The 17,559-nt window shown below is 72.4% G+C and carries 12 protein-coding genes; 6 read left to right on the top strand and 6 right to left on the bottom strand.

The genetic code is table 11. The annotated features are described in order from the left end of the window. Positions 1-24: 24 nt before the first annotated feature. Entirely contained in the window at positions 25-1,947 is a 1,923-nt protein-coding gene (locus tag AC3IYI_RS03605) for a serine hydrolase domain-containing protein (RefSeq protein ID WP_489408819.1), read from the bottom strand. A gap of 145 nt (positions 1,948-2,092) precedes the next feature. Here AC3IYI_RS03605 and AC3IYI_RS03600 point away from each other — a divergent pair, with 145 nt between their 5' ends. The 3 genes from AC3IYI_RS03600 (at position 2,093) to AC3IYI_RS03590 (ending at position 6,082) form a co-directional block, all read left to right on the top strand. Continuing rightward, on the top strand, positions 2,093-3,199 hold the full coding sequence (locus AC3IYI_RS03600) for a nitronate monooxygenase (protein WP_489408818.1): 1,107 nt from the start codon (positions 2,093-2,095) through the stop codon (positions 3,197-3,199). A gap of 20 nt (positions 3,200-3,219) precedes the next feature. Beyond that, positions 3,220-4,773, top strand: a complete 1,554-nt coding sequence (locus tag AC3IYI_RS03595; RefSeq protein ID WP_489408817.1) for an acyl-CoA synthetase — start codon at positions 3,220-3,222, stop codon at positions 4,771-4,773. A 169-nt stretch (positions 4,774-4,942) separates the two neighbouring features. Continuing rightward, positions 4,943-6,082: a calcium:cation antiporter gene (locus AC3IYI_RS03590; protein WP_489408816.1), complete on the top strand. Its 1,140-nt coding sequence runs from the start codon at positions 4,943-4,945 to the stop codon at positions 6,080-6,082. A gap of 59 nt (positions 6,083-6,141) precedes the next feature. Here AC3IYI_RS03590 and AC3IYI_RS03585 read toward each other — a convergent pair whose 3' ends face one another. Beyond that, positions 6,142-8,616 (bottom strand): penicillin acylase family protein, encoded by a 2,475-nt coding sequence (locus AC3IYI_RS03585; RefSeq protein ID WP_489408815.1) that lies wholly within the window; start codon positions 8,614-8,616, stop codon positions 6,142-6,144. A gap of 191 nt (positions 8,617-8,807) precedes the next feature. Between AC3IYI_RS03585 and AC3IYI_RS03580 the strand changes: the two genes are divergently transcribed. Continuing rightward, positions 8,808-10,346, top strand: a complete 1,539-nt coding sequence (locus AC3IYI_RS03580; protein ID WP_489408814.1) for a fatty acyl-CoA synthetase — start codon at positions 8,808-8,810, stop codon at positions 10,344-10,346. A 43-nt stretch (positions 10,347-10,389) separates the two neighbouring features. Here the strand turns inward: AC3IYI_RS03580 and AC3IYI_RS03575 are convergent, their stop codons facing one another. The 3 genes from AC3IYI_RS03575 to paaK all read right to left on the bottom strand — a co-directional run bounded on the left by AC3IYI_RS03575 (position 10,390) and on the right by paaK (position 13,431). Then, positions 10,390-10,914: a GNAT family N-acetyltransferase gene (locus AC3IYI_RS03575; RefSeq protein WP_489408813.1), complete on the bottom strand. Its 525-nt coding sequence runs from the start codon at positions 10,912-10,914 to the stop codon at positions 10,390-10,392. A gap of 73 nt (positions 10,915-10,987) precedes the next feature. Next, positions 10,988-11,812, bottom strand: a complete 825-nt coding sequence (locus tag AC3IYI_RS03570; protein WP_489408812.1) for a YhjD/YihY/BrkB family envelope integrity protein — start codon at positions 11,810-11,812, stop codon at positions 10,988-10,990. Positions 11,813-12,111: 299 nt separating this feature from the next. After that, complete coding sequence (gene paaK / locus AC3IYI_RS03565; protein ID WP_489408811.1) at positions 12,112-13,431, bottom strand: phenylacetate--CoA ligase PaaK; 1,320 nt, start codon at positions 13,429-13,431, stop codon at positions 12,112-12,114. A gap of 108 nt (positions 13,432-13,539) precedes the next feature. Between paaK and AC3IYI_RS03560 the strand changes: the two genes are divergently transcribed. Next, positions 13,540-14,430: an alpha/beta fold hydrolase gene (locus AC3IYI_RS03560; protein WP_489408810.1), complete on the top strand. Its 891-nt coding sequence runs from the start codon at positions 13,540-13,542 to the stop codon at positions 14,428-14,430. A gap of 112 nt (positions 14,431-14,542) precedes the next feature. On the opposite strand, the gene AC3IYI_RS03555 is transcribed toward AC3IYI_RS03560, so the two are convergent. Continuing rightward, positions 14,543-16,198, bottom strand: a complete 1,656-nt coding sequence (locus AC3IYI_RS03555) for an acyl-CoA synthetase (RefSeq protein WP_489408809.1) — start codon at positions 16,196-16,198, stop codon at positions 14,543-14,545. 174 nt (positions 16,199-16,372) lie between these two features. Here AC3IYI_RS03555 and AC3IYI_RS03550 point away from each other — a divergent pair, with 174 nt between their 5' ends. Beyond that, positions 16,373-17,173: a crotonase/enoyl-CoA hydratase family protein gene (locus AC3IYI_RS03550; protein ID WP_489408808.1), complete on the top strand. Its 801-nt coding sequence runs from the start codon at positions 16,373-16,375 to the stop codon at positions 17,171-17,173. Positions 17,174-17,559 lie beyond the last annotated feature (386 nt).

The raw sequence follows: 17,559 nt of genomic DNA, 5'->3' as shown, positions 1-17,559 counted from the left end.
TCTCCTCGGGGCGGGCTGCGGCCCTCAGTCCGCCGAGCGGGACCAGCCCGTCGCCTCGATGCGGGCCGCGTCCGCGGGGCGGTCCTCGGCGAAGAGGAGGCGGGCGGGCTCCGAGACGCGCAGGACGTCGACGTAGGCGCCGCGGCCCACGTAGCGGCCCTGGGCGGTGTGGCGGAAGCGGAGGCGGACCTCGCGGCCGGCCCAGGCGGTGAGCGGGGCTTCGAGGCGGTGCCAGAGGCGGCCCGACCAGCCGGAGACGGAGCCCTGCGGCCACTGTTCGGGGGCTCCGCCGGTGGTGCGGACGGTGCTGAAGGGGAGCGGCTCCCAGGTCTGCCCGTCGGCGGAGGCCTCCACGTGGAGCGCTCCCGCGCCCGGCACGGTGTCCCACCACAGTGCGCAGCGCAGCCGGGCGGAACCGGTGGCGGGGGTGAGGGGCGGGAGGGTCAGGGTGCCCGAGCCGCCGGTCTCCATGCCGGAGTACCAGGCCGGGCCGCCGTGCTTCGTGCGGACGGGCACGGCGCGGGCGAAGCGGTTGCCCACGGCGACGCGGGGGGCGCTGCCCGCGCGCCAGGTGCGCACGGGGTGCACGGAGTTGCCCAGGAGGATCAGGAAGGAGTCCGTGGAGGGGTCCAGGACCAGGGAGGTACCGGTGAAACCGGTGTGGCCGGCGGAGTGCGGGGTGGCCATGGCGCCCATGTACCAGTGCTGGTAGAGCTCGAAGCCCAGGCCGTGGTCGTCGCCGGGGAAGGCGGTGTTGTAGTCGGTGAAGAGGAGCTCGACGGAGGCGGGGCGCAGGATGCGCTTGCCGGCGTAGACCCCGCCGTCGAGGAGGGTGCGGGCGAGGATCGCCAGGTCCCAGGCGGTGCCGAAGACCCCGGCGTGGCCGGCGACGCCGCCCAGCGCGTGCGCGTTCTCGTCGTGGACCTCCCCCCAGACGAGCCCGCGGTCCAGTCCGGACCACGGCGGGCGCTGCACCTCGGTGGCGGCCGTGACCCGGCGCCAGGAGAGCGGTGGGTTGTAACGAGTGCGGTGCATCCCGAGAGGAGCGGTGATCTCGTCTTGGAGCAGGAGGTCCAGCGTGTGACCGGTGATCCGTTCCAAGAGCAGTTGGAGCGCGATCAGGTTGAGGTCGGAGTAGCGGTAGACCGTCCCCGGGGTTTCCTGTGGCCTCACCGACCACAGCAGCCTCAACTGACCCGCCTTGGTGGGTTCCTGGTAGAAGGGGGCCCAGGACCGGAGCCCCGAGGTGTGCGTGAGGAGCTGGCGTACGGTGATCGACTCCTTGCCCCCGCCCGTGAACTCGGGCAGGTACCGGTTCACCGGCGCCTCCAGCTCGAGGCGCCCGCGCTCCATCTGCTGCACGGCCAGCAGCGAGGTGAACAGCTTCGAGAGGGAGGCCAGGTCGAAGACCGTGTCCTCGGCCATCGCGATCCGCTGGGCGGCCGGGAACTCCCGGACCCGGTCCGTGCGGCCGTCGTAGTCGGCGTACCGGACGGCGTCGCCCATCGCCCGGTGCAGCGCCACGGTGCGGCCCCGCCCGGCGAGGACCACGGCCCCGGCGTAGTAAGGGTGTTCGGGGGAGGGGCCGAGGAAGCGCCGCGCCTCGTCCGCCACCCCTTCGAGGTGCTTCTCCACCAGCCCGGCCTGGCGGGCGGACCCGTACCGCAGTCGCAGTCCCTGGAGCGCGCGCCGTTCGGCGGGTCCTCCGGCAGCCCCGGCGGACCCGGGCAGTGCGGCCTGGAGTACGAGCACACCGCCCAGCGCCAGCAGCCGCGCCCCGAGCCGCCGCCGGGAAAGCCCGCGCCCGCTTCCGGCGTGCCCGTCCGCCCCGGGCCCGCCGCCGTCCGCCCCGGGCCCGCCGCTGCCGCCGCCGTCCGGCGCCGTCTGGCCGGTCGTGCCGGAGTCCTTCGTGTCACCGTCGTTCCCGGCTGCCCGTCGTGTCTTCATGACCGGTCCTCCCGTCCACCGTCGCGCCCTCCCGAGTATCTGCCCGCTCACGGCGCGGGCCCCGCGGCGACCGGTCGGTAAAGAATCTGACGCTGCATCAGAAAACCCCTTCCCTCGGCGGCCGGGCTGCGGCATCCTGCCGCCCATGGAGACGGAGCTGAGCAGAAAACTGGGAATCGAGCACGCCATCTTCGGCTTCACGCCCTTCCCGGCGGTGGCCGCTGCCATCACCCGCGCGGGCGGGTTCGGGGTGCTCGGGGCGGTCCGCTACACCGCCCCCGACGACCTGAAGCGCGACCTCGACTGGATGCAGGAGCACACCGACGGAAAGCCCTACGGGCTCGACGTGGTCATGCCCGCGAAGAAGGCCGTCGACGGCGTCAGCGAGGCCGACATCGAGGCGATGATCCCGGCCGCGCACCGGGAGTACGTCCGCGAAACCCTCGCCAAACACCACGTACCCGAACTCCCGGAGGGTGAGGCCTCCGGCTGGCGCATCACCGGCTGGATGGAACAGGTCGCCCGCAACCAACTCGACGTCGCCTTCGACTACCCCATCAAACTCCTGGCGAACGCGCTGGGTTCCCCGCCCGCCGACGTCATCGCGCGCGCCCACGACCACGGCGTCCTCGTCGCCGCCCTCGCCGGCAGCGCCAAGCACGCCCGCCGGCACGCCGAGGCCGGCATCGACATCGTCGTCGCCCAGGGCTACGAGGCGGGCGGACACACCGGCGACATCGCCACCATGGTCCTGGTCCCCGAGGTGGTCGACGCGGTCGCCCCGCTCCCGGTCCTCGCCGCCGGCGGCATCGGCAGCGGCGAGCAGATCGCCGCCGGGCTGGCCCTCGGCGCCCAGGGCGCCTGGCTCGGCTCCCTCTGGCTGACCACCACCGAGGCGGACATGCACTCCCGCGCCCTCACAGAGAAGCTGCTCGCCGCCGGCTCCGGGGACACCGTCCGCTCCCGCGCGCTGACCGGCAAGCCCGCCCGGCAGCTGCGCACCGAGTGGACCGACGCGTGGGACGACCCGGAGGGCCCCGGCGCCCTGCCGATGCCCCTGCAGGGCCTCCTGGTCGCGGAAGCCGTGTCCCGCATCCAGAAGTACGAGATCCAGCCGCTGCTGGGCACACCCGTCGGGCAGATCGTCGGCCGGATGAACAGCGAACGCAGCGTCCAGGCCGTCTTCGACGACCTCACCAGCGGGTTCGAGCGTGCCATCGACCGCATCACCCGCATCGCCGGCCGGGCCTGAGGATCTGAGGAGTGGACAAGATGACCGACACGCCCCCCAACGGCTTCTGGGCCCAGGCGGCCTCCGACCCCGAGCGCACCGTCCTCGTCACCCCCGAGGGCGAGACCTGGTCCGCCGCCCGGCTGCACGCCGACGTCAACCGCCTCGTGCACGGCCTGCGCGCCGCCGGCCTGGAGCGGGGCGACGTCTTCGCCGTCGTCCTCCCCAACAGCGTCGAGTTCCTCACCGCCTATCTGGCCGCCTCCCAGGCCGGCTTCTACCTCGTCCCGGTCAACCACCACCTCGTCGGCCCAGAGATCGCCTGGATCGTCTCCGACTCCGGAGCCAAGGTCCTCATCGCCCACCAACGGTTCGCCGACGCCGCCACCGCCGCGGCCGACGAGGCGGGCCTGCCCGCGAGCCACCGGTACGCGGTCGGAGCCGTCGCGGGCTTCCACCCGTACGGCGAACTGCTCGACGGGCAGCCGGACACCGTGCCCGCCGACCGCACGCTCGGCTGGGTCATGAACTACACCTCCGGCACCACCGGCCGGCCGCGCGGCATCCGCCGTCCGCTGCCCGGCAAGCTCCCGGAGGAGACGTACCTCGGCGGCTTCCTCGGCATCTTCGGCATCCGCGCCTTCGACGACAACGTCCACCTCGTGTGCTCGCCGCTGTACCACACGGCCGTCCTGCAGTTCGCCGCCGCGGCCCTGCACATCGGGCACCCGCTGGTGCTGATGGACAAGTGGACCGCCGAGGAGATGCTGCGCCTCATCGACGAGCACGCCTGCACGCACACCCACATGGTGCCGACCCAGTTCCACCGGCTCCTCGCGCTCCCGCAGGAGACCAAGGACGCGTACGACGTCTCCTCCATGCGGCACGCCATCCACGGCGCCGCGCCCTGCCCCGACCACGTCAAGCGGGCGATGATCGACTGGTGGGGCGGGTGCGTGGAGGAGTACTACGCGGCGAGCGAGGGCGGCGGCGCCTTCGCGACGGCCGAGGACTGGCTGAAGAAGCCGGGCACCGTCGGCAAGGCCTGGCCGATCAGCGAGCTCGCCATCTTCGACGACGACGGCGAGCGGCTGCCCGCCGGTGAACTCGGCACCGTCTACATCAAGATGAACACCGGCGGCTTCAGCTACCACAAGGACGAGGGCAAGACGAAGAAGAACCGCATCGGCGACTTCTTCACCGTCGGCGACCTCGGCCTGATGGACGAGGAGGGCTACCTCTTCCTGCGCGACCGGAAGATCGACATGATCATCTCGGGCGGGGTGAACATCTACCCGGCCGAGATCGAATCGGCGCTGCTCACCCATCCGGCGGTCGCGGACGCCGCCGCCTTCGGGATTCCCCACCCCTCCTGGGGCGAGGAGGTCAAGGCGGTCATCGAACCGGCCGAGGGCTTCGCGGCGAGCGACGCCCTCGCCGCGGAGATCCTGAACCACTGCGAGCGGCAACTGGCCGGGTACAAGCGGCCCAAGACCGTGGACTTCATCGAGACGATGCCGCGCGACCCCAACGGCAAGCTGTACAAGCGCCGGCTGCGCGAGCCGTACTGGGAGGGCCACGAGCGCGCGATGTGACGGCCGGTCCGGTCCTGCCGGGCGTGGGGGTCCGGCCCTGGCGGGCGTGGCGGTCCGGCCCACCGGGCCGGGCCCGCCACGCCCGGAGTTTCGTGAGAAGTGCCACGTCAGGGGTGTGAAGGCGGCTGTTCGACCGCACGGGCCAAACCGTTCTGGCAAGTTGGCTGATATGAGTACGGCTACACGTAAATCCCCCCTGGTCGACTGGACCGTCGTGGTCCCCGTGGTCGCGCTCGTCGCGCTCGTCTTCAGCTGGGGACGCGACCTGCCCTCACTCGCCGTGGCCCTGGTGGCCCTCTGCCTGGCCGGCGCCGTGCTGGCGGCGGTCCACCACGCCGAAGTCGTCGCGCACCGGGTCGGCGAGCCCTTCGGTTCGCTGGTCCTGGCCGTCGCGGTCACCGTCATCGAAGTGGCCCTCATCGTCACCCTGCTGGCAGACGGCGGGGACAAGACCTCCTCCCTCGCCCGGGACACCGTCTTCGCCGCCGTCATGATCACGTGCAACGGGATCGTCGGCCTGTCCCTGCTCGTCGGCGCCCTGCGCAACCGCGTCGCCGTCTTCAACGCCGAGGACTCGGGTGCGGCCCTGGCCACCGTCGCCACGCTCGCCGTACTCAGCCTCGTCCTGCCCACCTTCACCACCACCAAGCCCGGCCCCGAGTTCTCCACGGCCCAGCTCGCCTTCGCCGCCACCGCCTCGCTCGCTCTCTACGGCCTGTTCGTCGCCGTCCAGACGGTCCGCCACCGCGACTACTTCCTGCCCGTCGCCACCCAGCGCATCCGCAAGGAGGCCGCGCGGGCGGCCGCCGCCGCGGCCGCCGGTGAAGAGGACGAGCACGCCGAGCCGCCCACCGCCCGAGCCGCCCTGATCAGCCTCGGGCTGCTGCTCGTCGCCCTCGTCGCCGTCGTGGGAAACGCCAAGGCGGTCTCCCCGACCATCGAACGCGGAGTCGCGGACCTCGGCCTGCCCTACGCCGTGGTCGGTGTGATCATCGCCCTGCTCGTGCTGGCGCCCGAGACCCTGGCCGCCGTCCGCGCGGCCCGTCGCGACCGCGTGCAGACCAGCCTCAACCTCGCCTACGGCTCCGCCATCGCGAGCATCGGCCTGACCATCCCGGCCATCGCCCTCGCCTCGGTCTGGCTCTCCGGGCCGCTGGTCCTCGGGCTCGAACCCGTCCACATGGTGCTGCTCGCGCTGACCGTCGTCGTCAGCGCCCTCACCATCGCCCCTGGCCGCGCCACGCTGCTCCAGGGCGGCGTGCACCTCGTGCTGCTGGCCGCGTACCTCTTCCTCGCCGTCAGCCCCTGAGCGCGCCGCGACCCCGTACGACAGGCCCTGGAAGCCTGTCGTAAGGGGTCGCGCGCAGGTCAGTGCCGCTCGCGCGGCCAGACCACCTTCAGTGCGGGCGAGGTGAGGATGTCCCGCTCGCAGAACCGTGCCTTCACCCAGCGCTCCCGGGAGAAGAGCCGGGTCTGGTCGGCCGAGTGCGGGGAATCCGGGTTCGAGGACTGGCTGTACGTCAGCAGCGTGCGCGCCACGGGACAGCGCCCGCCGTCCCAGCCGACCGCCTGGATGTGGCTGGAGCCGTGCAGGACCTCCGGGTAGCCGCCGGCCGCGGCGTTCCACGGAGCCTCGATCTTGTTCCAGACGCCCAGGGCCTCCGTTCCGCCGCCCACCGGCAGCTTCTGCCCGCCGCGCACCACGAACTGGTGCTCCCCGAGCGGGGCGTCCGCAGCGATGCCCGCCTTCTTCAGCTCCGCCACCGTGTCCGCGAGGGCACGCCCGATCCCGGGCGCCGCCCGGTTGAGCGTGCGGGGCGTCCGTACCGGATCGGCCGCATCGAAGGGCACCAGCCACAGGTCCTTCGCCGCCGTGTTCGCGGTGAGCTTCCGCCAGAACCGGTCGAAGAGCAGAGCTCCGCGGCTCGACGCGTCGGCCGTGCGGTCCCAGGCCGCCAGCACCGGGCAGGCCGCCGACACGTCCACGGCGGCGCCGTCGGAGCCCGTGGCCGTCCCGCCCGGCAGGGCCGCGCAGGCCTTCGCCGCGTCGGCCGCCGCCAGATCACCGGCCGGGACCCGGTTGGCGAACTGCTGCTCCTGCAGGTCCGCCACCGTCAGCCCGCCCCGGTCGGCCATCGCGGAGACGTCCTCCAGCGCGCCCCGGGTACGCAGCGAACGCGGGGATCCGACATTGCCCCAGATGCGCTCGTAGCCGATGAGCGGCTGCTCCGCGTTGGCCAGCCAGGCGCTGTCGTTGGAGTTCTCGGCGTACGAGGCGCCGAGCAGCGTCGGCGCCCGGCCCGGGCCGAAGACCCCGGGCTGGACCGCGTCCGGGTCGGAGCCGGGCGCGCAGTCACCGCGCGAGCCGTCGAGCACCGCCAGCCCCGAGGAGGGGTACGTAGCCCTGCCCAGCGGGGTCGAGCAGCGCGCGGCGAGCTCGTCCGTGATCCGGGGGAGCACCTGGGACTGGGTGAAGAGGGTGCCGCCCGCCGCGTCGGCGGCCACCGTGTTGACCCAGGGCAGCCCCTGGGTGCGCCGCAGGGCGTCCTGGACGCCCGCGACCGAGCGGGCCCTGCCCATGGCCAGGGCCGTGTCGGAGCCCCGCATGTTCGCGGCGTTGGGGTCGGCCAGCGCGAAGGCGGTGGTCGTGGTCCAGGGCAGCGGGAGGGCGCCGCCGAGGCCGGACAGGACCGGGCCGTAGCGGGTCCACCACTGCGTCCGGGTGACCGGTGCGCCGCCCGCGACCGGAACGCTGACGATGCGCGTGGTCATCTTCTCCGGCTTGCCGTCCACCAGATAGGCGGTCGGGTCGGCCGGGTCGAGGACCAGTTGGTGGAGGTTGACGGGGGTGCCGGTGGCCACCGTGTGGCTCCAGGCGACCTTCTCGTTGAAGCCGATGTTCACCACGGTGGTGCCCAGCAGCGAGCCGCCCGAGACGTTCAGCTCGCCGGGGATGGTCTGCTGCGACTGCCAGAACCGGCGGCCGCCCTGCCACGGATAGTGCGGGTTGCCGAGGAGCAGGCCGGAGCCGGTCGCCGTGGTGGAGCCGGCGAAGGCCACCGCGTTGGACCCCATGTCGTAGCGGGTGGTGTCGAAGAACTCCCGGGCCGCCTCCGCGGCGGCCGCAGGATCGACGCCGGCCGCATCCGTGGCGGCCGGGGCTGCCGGGGCGGCTGTGGCCGGGCCCGGGGGCCGCGCCGAGGTGATGCCGTCGACGGCGCGGCCCTGGCCGCCGAGGACCGAGACGGCGAAGCCGCGGGCAGCGACGTCGGTGGCGGTGACCGGGCGCACCCACCCGGCGCCCTTGCAGGCCGGGTCGGTGATCTTGTTCTGGGCCAGCCAGGCGTTGTAGCCGGCGGCCCAGCCGCGCATCAGCTCCTTGACCTCCTTGCCCGGCCCGGCCGGCGCGGGCACGGCCAGCAGCTTCTCCACGGTGCCGGAGTCGCGCACGCCCTTGAAGAACAGGTCGCTGGAGAGGTTCCCGGCGGCGGAGGAGAGCGAACCGTCGGGCGCGGCGTCCTGGCCGAACCACCGCGACCGTTCCCCGGAGACGGTCAGGAAGCCGTCGGCGAGCACGCACACCTGGTCGGCGGCCTGCGCCCAGCCGGTGCCGAACCCGAGGTGGGCGTAGTCACGGGCCAGGATGTGCGGGATCCCGTTCTCGGTGTACCGGATGACGGCGGACAGGCCGCCGCCGGACGGGCCGCCGCCGGACGGGCCGGAGCCCTGGTCCCGGGCGGCGGCCTCGGGTATCGCCGACGCGGCGGCCAGCAGCGCGGCGGCGGTGACGGCGACACGACGGAGGAGCGGGCGGGCGCGACGGTGTCCGTGGAGTAGGCGCAACGTACCTCCCAAGTAGCCTGCGGACGGGCGCGATCGCCCGTGCGGACGGGTGGTGCTGGTGTGCCCCCACACTCATGCAGGCCACCTGACGTCATGTCAACATGCCGTTTGGTATCCCTCGATGTTCCGGCCGGGCATCCGCGGCGCCGGGGTCATTGACCCCGGCCGTACGCGCAGACGAGGATCCCACCATGATCCCGGTGCGGAAGAACACGGTCGACGGACTGCTCCACGACAGCGCGCGACGCGTCCCGGACCGGATCGCGGTCCGCTACCGCGAGCGGACCTGGACCTACGCGGAACTCGACGCGGCCGTCTCCACGGGCGCGGCCGTGCTGCGCGGGCGCCACGGGCTGGCCGAGGGGGACCGGGTCGCGACCTTCGGGCACAACTCCGACGCCTACCTCCTCGCCTTCCTCGCCTGCGCCCGCGCCGGGCTCACGCACGTCCCCGTCAACCAGAACCTCACCGGGGAGGACCTCACGTACATCCTGGAGAACTCCGGGAGCGCGCTCGTCCTCGCCGACCCGGAACTGGCCGCGCGGGTCCCCGAGGGATTCGCCGTACGCCCCCTGCGCGACGCGTCCGGCTCGTTTCTCGCCGGCGTGCAGGCCTCCGCAGAGCCCGCAGAGCCCGCCGGGCCCGAGGCCCTCGCCCGCTCCGGCGACCCGTCCCGGCTGGCGCAGCTGCTGTACACCTCCGGGACCACCGCCCTGCCGAAGGGGGCGATGATGACGCACGAGGCGCTCTGCCACGAGTACGAGAGCGCGATCGCGGCCCTGGACCTGGCGGAGGGCGATCTGCCGGTGCACTCCCTGCCGCTGTACCACTCGGCGCAGATGCACGTGTTCCTGCTGCCGTACCTGGCGGTGGGCGCGCGGAACACGATCGTGGACGCGCCGGTCGCGGAGGAGATCTTCGACCTGGTGGAGGCGGGGGAGGCGGACAGCCTGTTCGCGCCGCCGACGGTGTGGATCGCTCTGGCCAACCATCCGGACTTCGCCGACTTCGCCGTCCGTGACCTGTCCGCCCTGCGCAAGGCGTACTACGGGGCCTCGATCATGCCGGTGCCGGTCCTGGAGCGGCTGCGCGCACGACTGCCCGGACTCGGCTTCTACAACTGCTTCGGCCAGAGCGAGATCGGCCCGCTGGCCACGGTGCTGCGGCCAGAGGAGCACGAGGGGCGGATGGACTCGTGCGGGCGGCCGGTCCACCACGTGGAGGCGCGGGTCGTGGACGAGGACGGGGCCGAGGTGCCGGACGGCACGGCGGGCGAGGTGGTCTACCGCTCCCCGCAGCTCTGCCTGGGCTACTGGAACGACGCGGAAGCGACGAAGGAGGCCTTCCGGGACGGCTGGTTCCGCTCCGGCGACCTGGCGGTCCGCGACCAGGAGGGGTACTTCACGGTCGTGGACCGGGTGAAGGACGTCATCAACTCGGGCGGGGTACTGGTCGCCTCACGGCAGGTCGAGGACGTGCTGTACACCCACCCGGGCGTGGCCGAGGCGGCGGTGGTCGGCCTGCCGGACGAACGGTGGATCGAGGCCGTCACGGCGGTGGTGGTCCCGCGCGACGGGGTGACGGAGGCGGAACTGCTGGCCTACGCACGCGAGAAGCTGGCCCACTTCAAGGCCCCGAAGCGGATTCTCTTCGTGGACGCCCTGCCCCGCAACGCGAGCGGCAAGATCCTCAAGCGCACCCTGCGCGACCGCTTCTCGCCCCCGGCCTGAGCGCGGTCGGCGCCGGGGGCGGTCGCAGTCGGGGCGGTCGGCGTCAGCGCAGTTCGTCCGCGAGCAGCCCCATGGTGAACATGTCGTACCAGCGGCCGTCGCGGCGGAAGACCTGGCGCAGGCGGCCCTCCTCGACGAAGCCGACTTTCTCGTAGGCCTTGCGCGCGGCATGGTTCTCGGTGACCACGGTCAGCGTCACCTTGTGCAAACGCATGTCCTCGAAGCCGTAGCGGCAGATCGTGCGCACCGCGTCGGTGGCGTAGCCGCGGCCCCAGTACGCCTTCTCGCCCAGGTAGATGTCGAGCTGCGCGATGCCCTTCTCCGGTTCCGCGTCGTGCAGGGTGACCAGCCCGATGAGCGTGCCGTCGGCAAGCGCCTCGATGCCGAGGAGCAGGTCACCGTAGGAGTTGCGGGGGCGGTCGGCCAGCCACGTGCGGACCCGCTCCACCGTCTGGGGGTGCTGGTCGTTCATCCAGCGCATGACCTCGGGGTCGTGGTTCCAGCGCCACAGGGCCTCGGCGTCCTCGGGGCCCATCGCCCGCAGTTTCACCAGTTCTCCGAGCGCCATGCCCACCACACCTCTGGTCCATCTCGTGATCGTTTTGCGAACACGAAGTGGTACCACGGCCGGGATCGCACGCTCAATCGATTTCCGAGAGCTCCGTGTCCTGGAGGCGGCGCAGGACGAGGTGCTCGTGGAAGAGCCGGCCGACCAGAGCGCCGCCGTAGACCACGAAGCCGACGCCGACCAGCCAGGACTGGACGACCAGGAGGGTGCCGAAGGGGCCGTACGTCACGGCGTTGGAGGCGATCAGCGGGGAGAACACCAACTGCGAGAAGACCCGCAGGCCGAGGAGGCCCAGGCTGGTGGCCACGGCGCTCGGGAGCAGGGCGCGCCAGCGGACACGGCCGCCGAGGAGGAGCCGCTGGGAGATCCAGAAGAACAGGCAGGTGCCGATGAGATCGCCCGTGGCGCCCATGACCGTGCCGACCGCGCCGTCCGAGGGAGCGGGGATCTCGACCAGCAGGGCGAGGTAGCAGACCAGCAGGGCCAGCCAGACGACGTGCCGCCACATGGTGTGCCAGCGCGCCGTCGGAAGGTCCCAGGCCTTCTCGTACCCGGTCTGCACGGCGGAGCCGAAGGTCAGGCCGAAGACGGCGAGGGCGGCGAGGCCGAACCCCGTCGTCCGCTCCAGCGCGAGGTCCGCGGCCCCGAACAGCATCTCCACCCGTTCCCGGGAGAACTCCGTCACCCCGAGGGCCTGACCGAGCCAGCGGCCGAAGCCGGAGCCGCTGCCCGGCGCGGCGGCCGCGACGACGACGAGCAGCGGCACCAGGGTGAGGAAGCCGAGGGCGGCGAAGCCCATGGCCCGGTGCATCAGCTCCATCTCCCGCCCACGGCTCCATGCCAGCCCGGCATGGGAAGCCTGGAGCCGGTCGTGGAGCCGCCGGAAGGTCGAGGTCACGCCTCTCTCCCTACCCGGATGGGCCCGCCGCTTCCCGGGAGGCCCCCCGAGTGGGCCCGAAGGGGTGGATCAGGCGGCGGTCCGGCCCTCCGGCGGCGGCGCGCGTCCGTCCCGTGTGCACTTAGGCCGTCTCTTTCGGATCTTGCCGGGCCCGCGCCGCCCGGCACCGCACCTCGCCGCACTGCCGGGGCACCCGAGTACGTCCAGTACGCGGGAGCCCCGGCAGCGCGCCGAGGCACGGCACCGGACGACGCGGGCCTGACCGGCAAGATCCGAAAGAGACGACCTCGGGCTCGGGCTCAGGCTCGGTCCGCCTCCCTGAGGTCCACCAGCCGCTTGATCTTGCCGACCGACCGCTCCAGGGTCTCCGGATCCACCACCTCCACCGCGACCGAGACGCCGATCCCCTCCTTGACGGCCCGCACCACCGAAGCCGCCGCGGCCTCCCGCTGGCCGGCGTCGCTCTCGCGGCGTGCCTCCACCCGCACCGTCAGGGCGTCCAGCCGCCCCTGCCGGGTCAGCTGGAGCTGGAAGTGCGGAGCCAGGGCCGGGGTCCGCAGGATCACTTCCTCGATCTGTGTGGGGTAGAGGTTCACCCCGCGCAGGATGATCATGTCGTCGCTGCGGCCGGTGATCTTCTCCATCCGGCGGAAGGCCGGCCGGACGGTGCCGGGCAGCAGCCGGGTCAGGTCCCGGGTGCGGTAGCGGACGACGGGCATCGCCTCCTTGGTCAGCGAGGTGAAGACCAGCTCTCCCGGCTCGCCCTCCGGCAGCACGGCGCCCGTCAGCGGGTCGACCACCTCCGGATAGAAGTGGTCCTCCCATATGTGAAGGCCGTCTTTGGTCTCGGCGAATTCCGAGGCGACACCCGGGCCCATCACCTCCGAGAGCCCGTATATGTCCACCGCGTCGATGTTCAGACGCTCCTCGATCTCGCGGCGCATCTCCTGCGTCCAGGGCTCGGCGCCGAAGATCCCCGTACGAAGGGAGGTGGCGCGGGGATCGATGCCCTGGCGCTCCATCTCGTCGAGCAGGGTCAGCATGTAGGAGGGGGTCACCATGATGACCTCCGGCCGGAAGTCCTCGATCAGCCGGACCTGGCGGTCCGTCATCCCGCCCGAGGCGGGGACGACCGTACAGCCCAGGCGCTCCGCGCCGTAGTGGGCGCCCAGGCCGCCGGTGAACAGGCCGTACCCGTAGGCGATGTGGACGATCTGGCCGGGCCTTCCGCCCGCCGCGCGGATCGAGCGGGCGACGACGTCCGCCCAGGTGGACAGGTCGCCGTCCGTGTACCCGACGACGGTCGGGCGGCCCGTGGTGCCGCTCGACGCATGGATGCGGCGGACCTCGGAGCGCGGCACGGCGAACATGCCGAAGGGGTACTGGTCGCGCAGATCGGACTTCGTGGTGAAGGGGAACAGGGCGAGATCGGAGAGGGAGCGGCAGTCTTCGGGATGCAGACCGGCCTTGTCGAAGGCCTGCCGGTAGAAGGGCACCCGGTCGTACGCCCGGCGCAAGGTCGCCCGCAGCCGGGTCAACTGGAGCGCCGCCAGCTCGTCCCGGCCCATCCGCTCGCCCTCGTCCGCACCGCCGTCGTGGCCCTGCGTGTACGTACCCATGCCGCCCACCCCTTGTCCGAGTCAACCGACCGATCATTCGGTAGATTGCCGGACCTCGGCGCCCAAATCAATTACTCGAACGAGTGATCGTCTGCTGAGATTGCGTCCATGTCGACCTCCATGCCCTCCACCTGCACCTTTACCTTCACCACCTATGACGGAACCGAACTCGCGTATCACGTCCAGGGCGAAGGTGAGCCGCTCATCTGCCTCCCCGGCGGCGCCATGCGCGCCTCCGCCTACCTGGGCGACCTCGGCGGACTGTCCGCAGGGCGCCGGCTGATCCTGCTCGACCTGCGCGGCACCGGGGACTCTGTGGTCCCGGCCGATGCCTCGACGTACCGGGTCGACCACCAGGTGGCCGACGTGGAGGCGCTGCGCATCCACCTCGGCCTGGACGGCGTCGACCTGCTCGCCCACTCCGCGTCCGGCAACCTGGCCCTGCTCTATGCGGCGGCGCACCCGCGGCGGGTGCGCCGGATGGCCCTGATCACGCCGACCGGCTGGGCGGTGGACCTCGCGGAGTCCCCGGAAACCCGCCTCGCGGACGTCCGCCGGAGAGGCGGCGGCGAGCCCTACGACACGGCCATCGCGGCTTACGAGCGGGCGCTGGCCACCCTGGCCGCCGGAGGGGTCCCCGACGAGGCCGACTGGGCGGCGGCGATGCCGCTCGCCTACGGGCGCTGGGACCAGACGGCGCGCGCCCATGCGGCACTGAGCCCGGTCCAGAAGAACGCCGAAGCCTCCGCCGCCTTCGCCGGCCCGGGCGCCTTCGACCCGCCCGCCACCCGGGCCGCGCTGGGCCGCTTCACCGGAGAGGCGCTGGTCCTCGCCGGGGAGCTGGACTCCAATCCCTCCCCGGCCCTCGCCGCCCGGCTGGCGCAGCTCTTCGTGCGGGGTGTCGTCGACGTCCAGCGGGGCGGCGGGCACTTCCCGTGGCTGGACGACGCACCGTGGTTCGCGGCGCGGGTCGAGCGGTTCCTGTCCACCGGAGCCTGAGCGGCGGCCGCCCGACGGTACGTGGTCTGCCTGCCCGCTGGCCCGCCCGCCTGTACGCACGAACGGGCCGGAACCCACAGGGTCCGGCCCGCAAGCGTGCACGTACGAAAGGTCAGCCCGCCGTACTCGAGCCCGGGCCCGGCCCCGCGTCCGCGTCCGTGGCCACCGACTTCGCCCACCGGTAGTCCGCCTTGCCGCTCGGCGAGCGCTGGATGGCGGGGGCGATGACGAGCTGGCGCGGGATCTTGTAGCCCGCCAGCTTGGTGCGGCAGTGGGCCTGGATGTCGTCCAGCGTCGGCTCGGCCGCGCCTGCCCGGATCTCGACGACCGCGGCGACGTGGCTGCCCCACTTCGGGTCCGGGACCCCGGCGACCAGCGCGTCGTAGACGTCCGGGTGGGACTTCAGCGCCTGCTCGACCTCCTCCGGGTACACCTTCTCGCCGCCCGTGTTGATGCACTGGGAGCCGCGGCCGAGGACGGTGACGATGCCCTGCTCGTCCACGGTCGCCATGTCACCGAGCAGCACCCACCGCTCGGATCCCTTCTGGAAGAAGGTTTCGGCGGTCTTGACGGGGTCGTTGTAGTAGCCCAGCGGTACGTACCCGCGCTGCGCGAGCCGTCCCGGTTCGCCGACCGGCACCGGCTCGTGGGTGACCGGGTCGACGACCTGCGTACGCTCGTTGACCTCCAGCCGGAACCCCTTCTCGGGACTGGAGTCGTTCGTCGCGCGGCCGTTCGAGCCGGACTCGGACGAGCCGAAGTTGTTCAGGAGCATCACGTTCGGCACGAGCGCCTGGAACTCGGCGCGCACCGTCTCCGACATGATCGCGCCGGAGGAGGAGACGCTGAAGAGGGAGGACAGGTCGGTGCCCTTCAGCGGCCCGTTGAGGGCGTCGATGAGCGGCCGCAGCATGGCGTCGCCCACCAGCGAGACGCTGGAGACCTTCTCCTTCTCGATCGTGCGCAGCACCTCCTCGGGCGCGTACTTGCGGTGGATGACCACCCGCTGCCCGTAGTTGAAGGCGATGAAGGACGTCAGCGTGGACGTGCCGTGCATCAGCGGGGGCGCGGGGAAGAAGGTGAGCCCGGCTCCCTTCGACGCGACCCGCTCGGCCAGTTCCTCGGGCCGCTTCACCGGTTCGCCGGTCGGTTCGCCGCCGAAGAGGCCCGCGAAGAAGAGGTCCTCGGCGCGCCACATGACGCCCTTGGGCATGCCGGTCGTGCCGCCGGTGTAGATGATGAACAGGTCGTCGGGGGAGCGGGGCGGGAATCCGCGCTCCGGCGAGCCGGCCGCCTCCGCGTCGGCGTACGCGACCGGCGCGATCGAAGGCTCCGGGGCGCCCTGCGGGGTCGGCCCGACGCGGATCAGGTGACGGAGCTTCGTCGTCTGCGGGAGGGCCGCCGCGACCCGTTCGGTGAACTCGCCCTCGAAGACGAGCGCGGCGAGATCGGCGTCGTTGTAGAGGTAGACGAGCTCCTCCTCCACGTACCGGTAGTTCACGTTCACCGGTACCAGACGGGCCTTCAGGCAGGCGAGGACGGTCTGGAGGTACTCGATGCCGTTGTAGAGGTGCAGGCCCAGGTGCTCACCGGCCTTCAGGCCGCTGTCCAGCAGATGGTGCGCGATGCGGTTCGCCGCCGCGTCCAGCTCCGCGTACGTGAGGCGGCGCTCGGCGCCGGTCCCGGGGTGGTCCACGTACACGAGGGCCTCGCGGTCCGGGACCACGTCCACGACCGACTCGAACAGGTCGGCAATGTTGTACTCCACCGGTCCTCCTGACCCAGAAAATCCCATGGCTGGTCTGCTCGGCGGTCATTAGAGCGTCGCCAACCCCAACAGGGAAGGGGACCGTCCAAGAAATCTGACTGGGTGTCAGAAAACTATTGAACTGCACCCGCCCCTCCTGCAACCTGTTCTAGGTCTTGAGACGGGAGGACGGCAATGGGTGGGACAGAACACCTGACCGTGGAACGCCACGGAGCCACGCTGGTGCTCACCATGAACAGGCCCGAGGCGAAGAACGCGCTCTCGCTGCCGCTGCTGGTGGGGCTGTACGACGGCTGGCTGGAGGCCGACGCGGACGACGCGATCCGCTCGGTGGTGCTGACGGGGGCCGGCGGGGACTTCTGCGCCGGCATGGACCTGAAGGCGCTGGCCGGCAAGGGCATGGCGGGCGACCAGTACCGGGACCGGCTCAAGGCCGACCCCGACCTGCACTGGAAGGCGATGCTGCGCCACCACCGGCCGCGCAAGCCCGTCATCGCGGCGGTCGAGGGCTACTGCGTGGCCGGCGGGACGGAGATCCTCCAGGGGACCGACATCCGGGTCGCGGGCGAGGGAGCCACCTTCGGGCTGTTCGAGGTCAAGCGCGGGCTCTTCCCGATCGGCGGATCGACGGTACGGCTCCCGCGGCAGATCCCGCGGACGCACGCGCTGGAGATGCTGCTGACCGGGCGGCCGTACGCGGCCGAGGAGGCGGCGCGGATCGGGCTCATCGGGCGGGTGGTGCCGGACGGGACGGCGCTGGCCGCGGCGCTGGAGATCGCGGAGCGGATCAACGCGTGCGGGCCGCTGGCGGTGGAGGCGGTGAAGGCATCCGTCTACGAGACGGCCGAGATGACGGAGACACAGGGGCTGGCCTCCGAACTCCTCCGGGGATGGCCGGTCTTCGACACGGCCGACGCCAAGGAGGGGGCGCGGGCCTTCGCGGAGAAGCGGCCCGCGGTGTATCGGCGGGAGTAGCCGTCTGGGCTGCGCCCGTCTGTGCAGGTGTCCGTGCCGGTGCTCCGGTGGTGCCGGGCCGGTCCGGGCCGGGGCACGGGTGCGGCGCCGTTGCCGGGGGCCGGCCCCCGGACCCCCGCGCCTCAAACGCCGGCGGGGCTGGATTTCGGGGCTCCGCCCCGGACCCCGCTCCTCAAACGCCGGAGGGGCTGGATGTACGCCCGGCGGGACCGGATGTGCCCAGCGGAACGGACGCAGTCCCCGGCGCCACCGGACGTAAGCCCGGTGGCACCGGACATGCACCCGGCGGCGCCGGACGGATGTCCGGCGCCACCGGGCCGACGCCTGACGGTGCAGGGCTGACGCCCGGCTTCGGCCCACACGTTCTTGGAACCCCACACATCGGA

Source organism: Streptomyces sp. GL_148 (genome assembly GCF_057834205.1).
Note: the sequence above shows the minus strand (reverse complement) of the source record. Positions and strands in the feature narration are given on the sequence as shown.

Excerpts from the sequence above, each read along its gene's own strand:
- AC3IYI_RS03605 (WP_489408819.1), bottom strand. The coding sequence starts at position 1,947 with ATGAAGACACGACGGGCAGCCGGGAACGACGGTGACACGAAGGACTCC.
- AC3IYI_RS03600 (WP_489408818.1), top strand. The coding sequence starts at position 2,093 with ATGGAGACGGAGCTGAGCAGAAAACTGGGAATCGAGCACGCCATCTTC.
- AC3IYI_RS03595 (WP_489408817.1), top strand. The coding sequence starts at position 3,220 with ATGACCGACACGCCCCCCAACGGCTTCTGGGCCCAGGCGGCCTCCGAC.
- AC3IYI_RS03590 (WP_489408816.1), top strand. The coding sequence starts at position 4,943 with ATGAGTACGGCTACACGTAAATCCCCCCTGGTCGACTGGACCGTCGTG.
- AC3IYI_RS03580 (WP_489408814.1), top strand. The coding sequence starts at position 8,808 with ATGATCCCGGTGCGGAAGAACACGGTCGACGGACTGCTCCACGACAGC.
- AC3IYI_RS03575 (WP_489408813.1), bottom strand. The coding sequence starts at position 10,914 with ATGGCGCTCGGAGAACTGGTGAAACTGCGGGCGATGGGCCCCGAGGAC.
- paaK (WP_489408811.1), bottom strand. The coding sequence starts at position 13,431 with ATGGGTACGTACACGCAGGGCCACGACGGCGGTGCGGACGAGGGCGAG.
- AC3IYI_RS03560 (WP_489408810.1), top strand. The coding sequence starts at position 13,540 with ATGTCGACCTCCATGCCCTCCACCTGCACCTTTACCTTCACCACCTAT.
- AC3IYI_RS03550 (WP_489408808.1), top strand. The coding sequence starts at position 16,373 with ATGGGTGGGACAGAACACCTGACCGTGGAACGCCACGGAGCCACGCTG.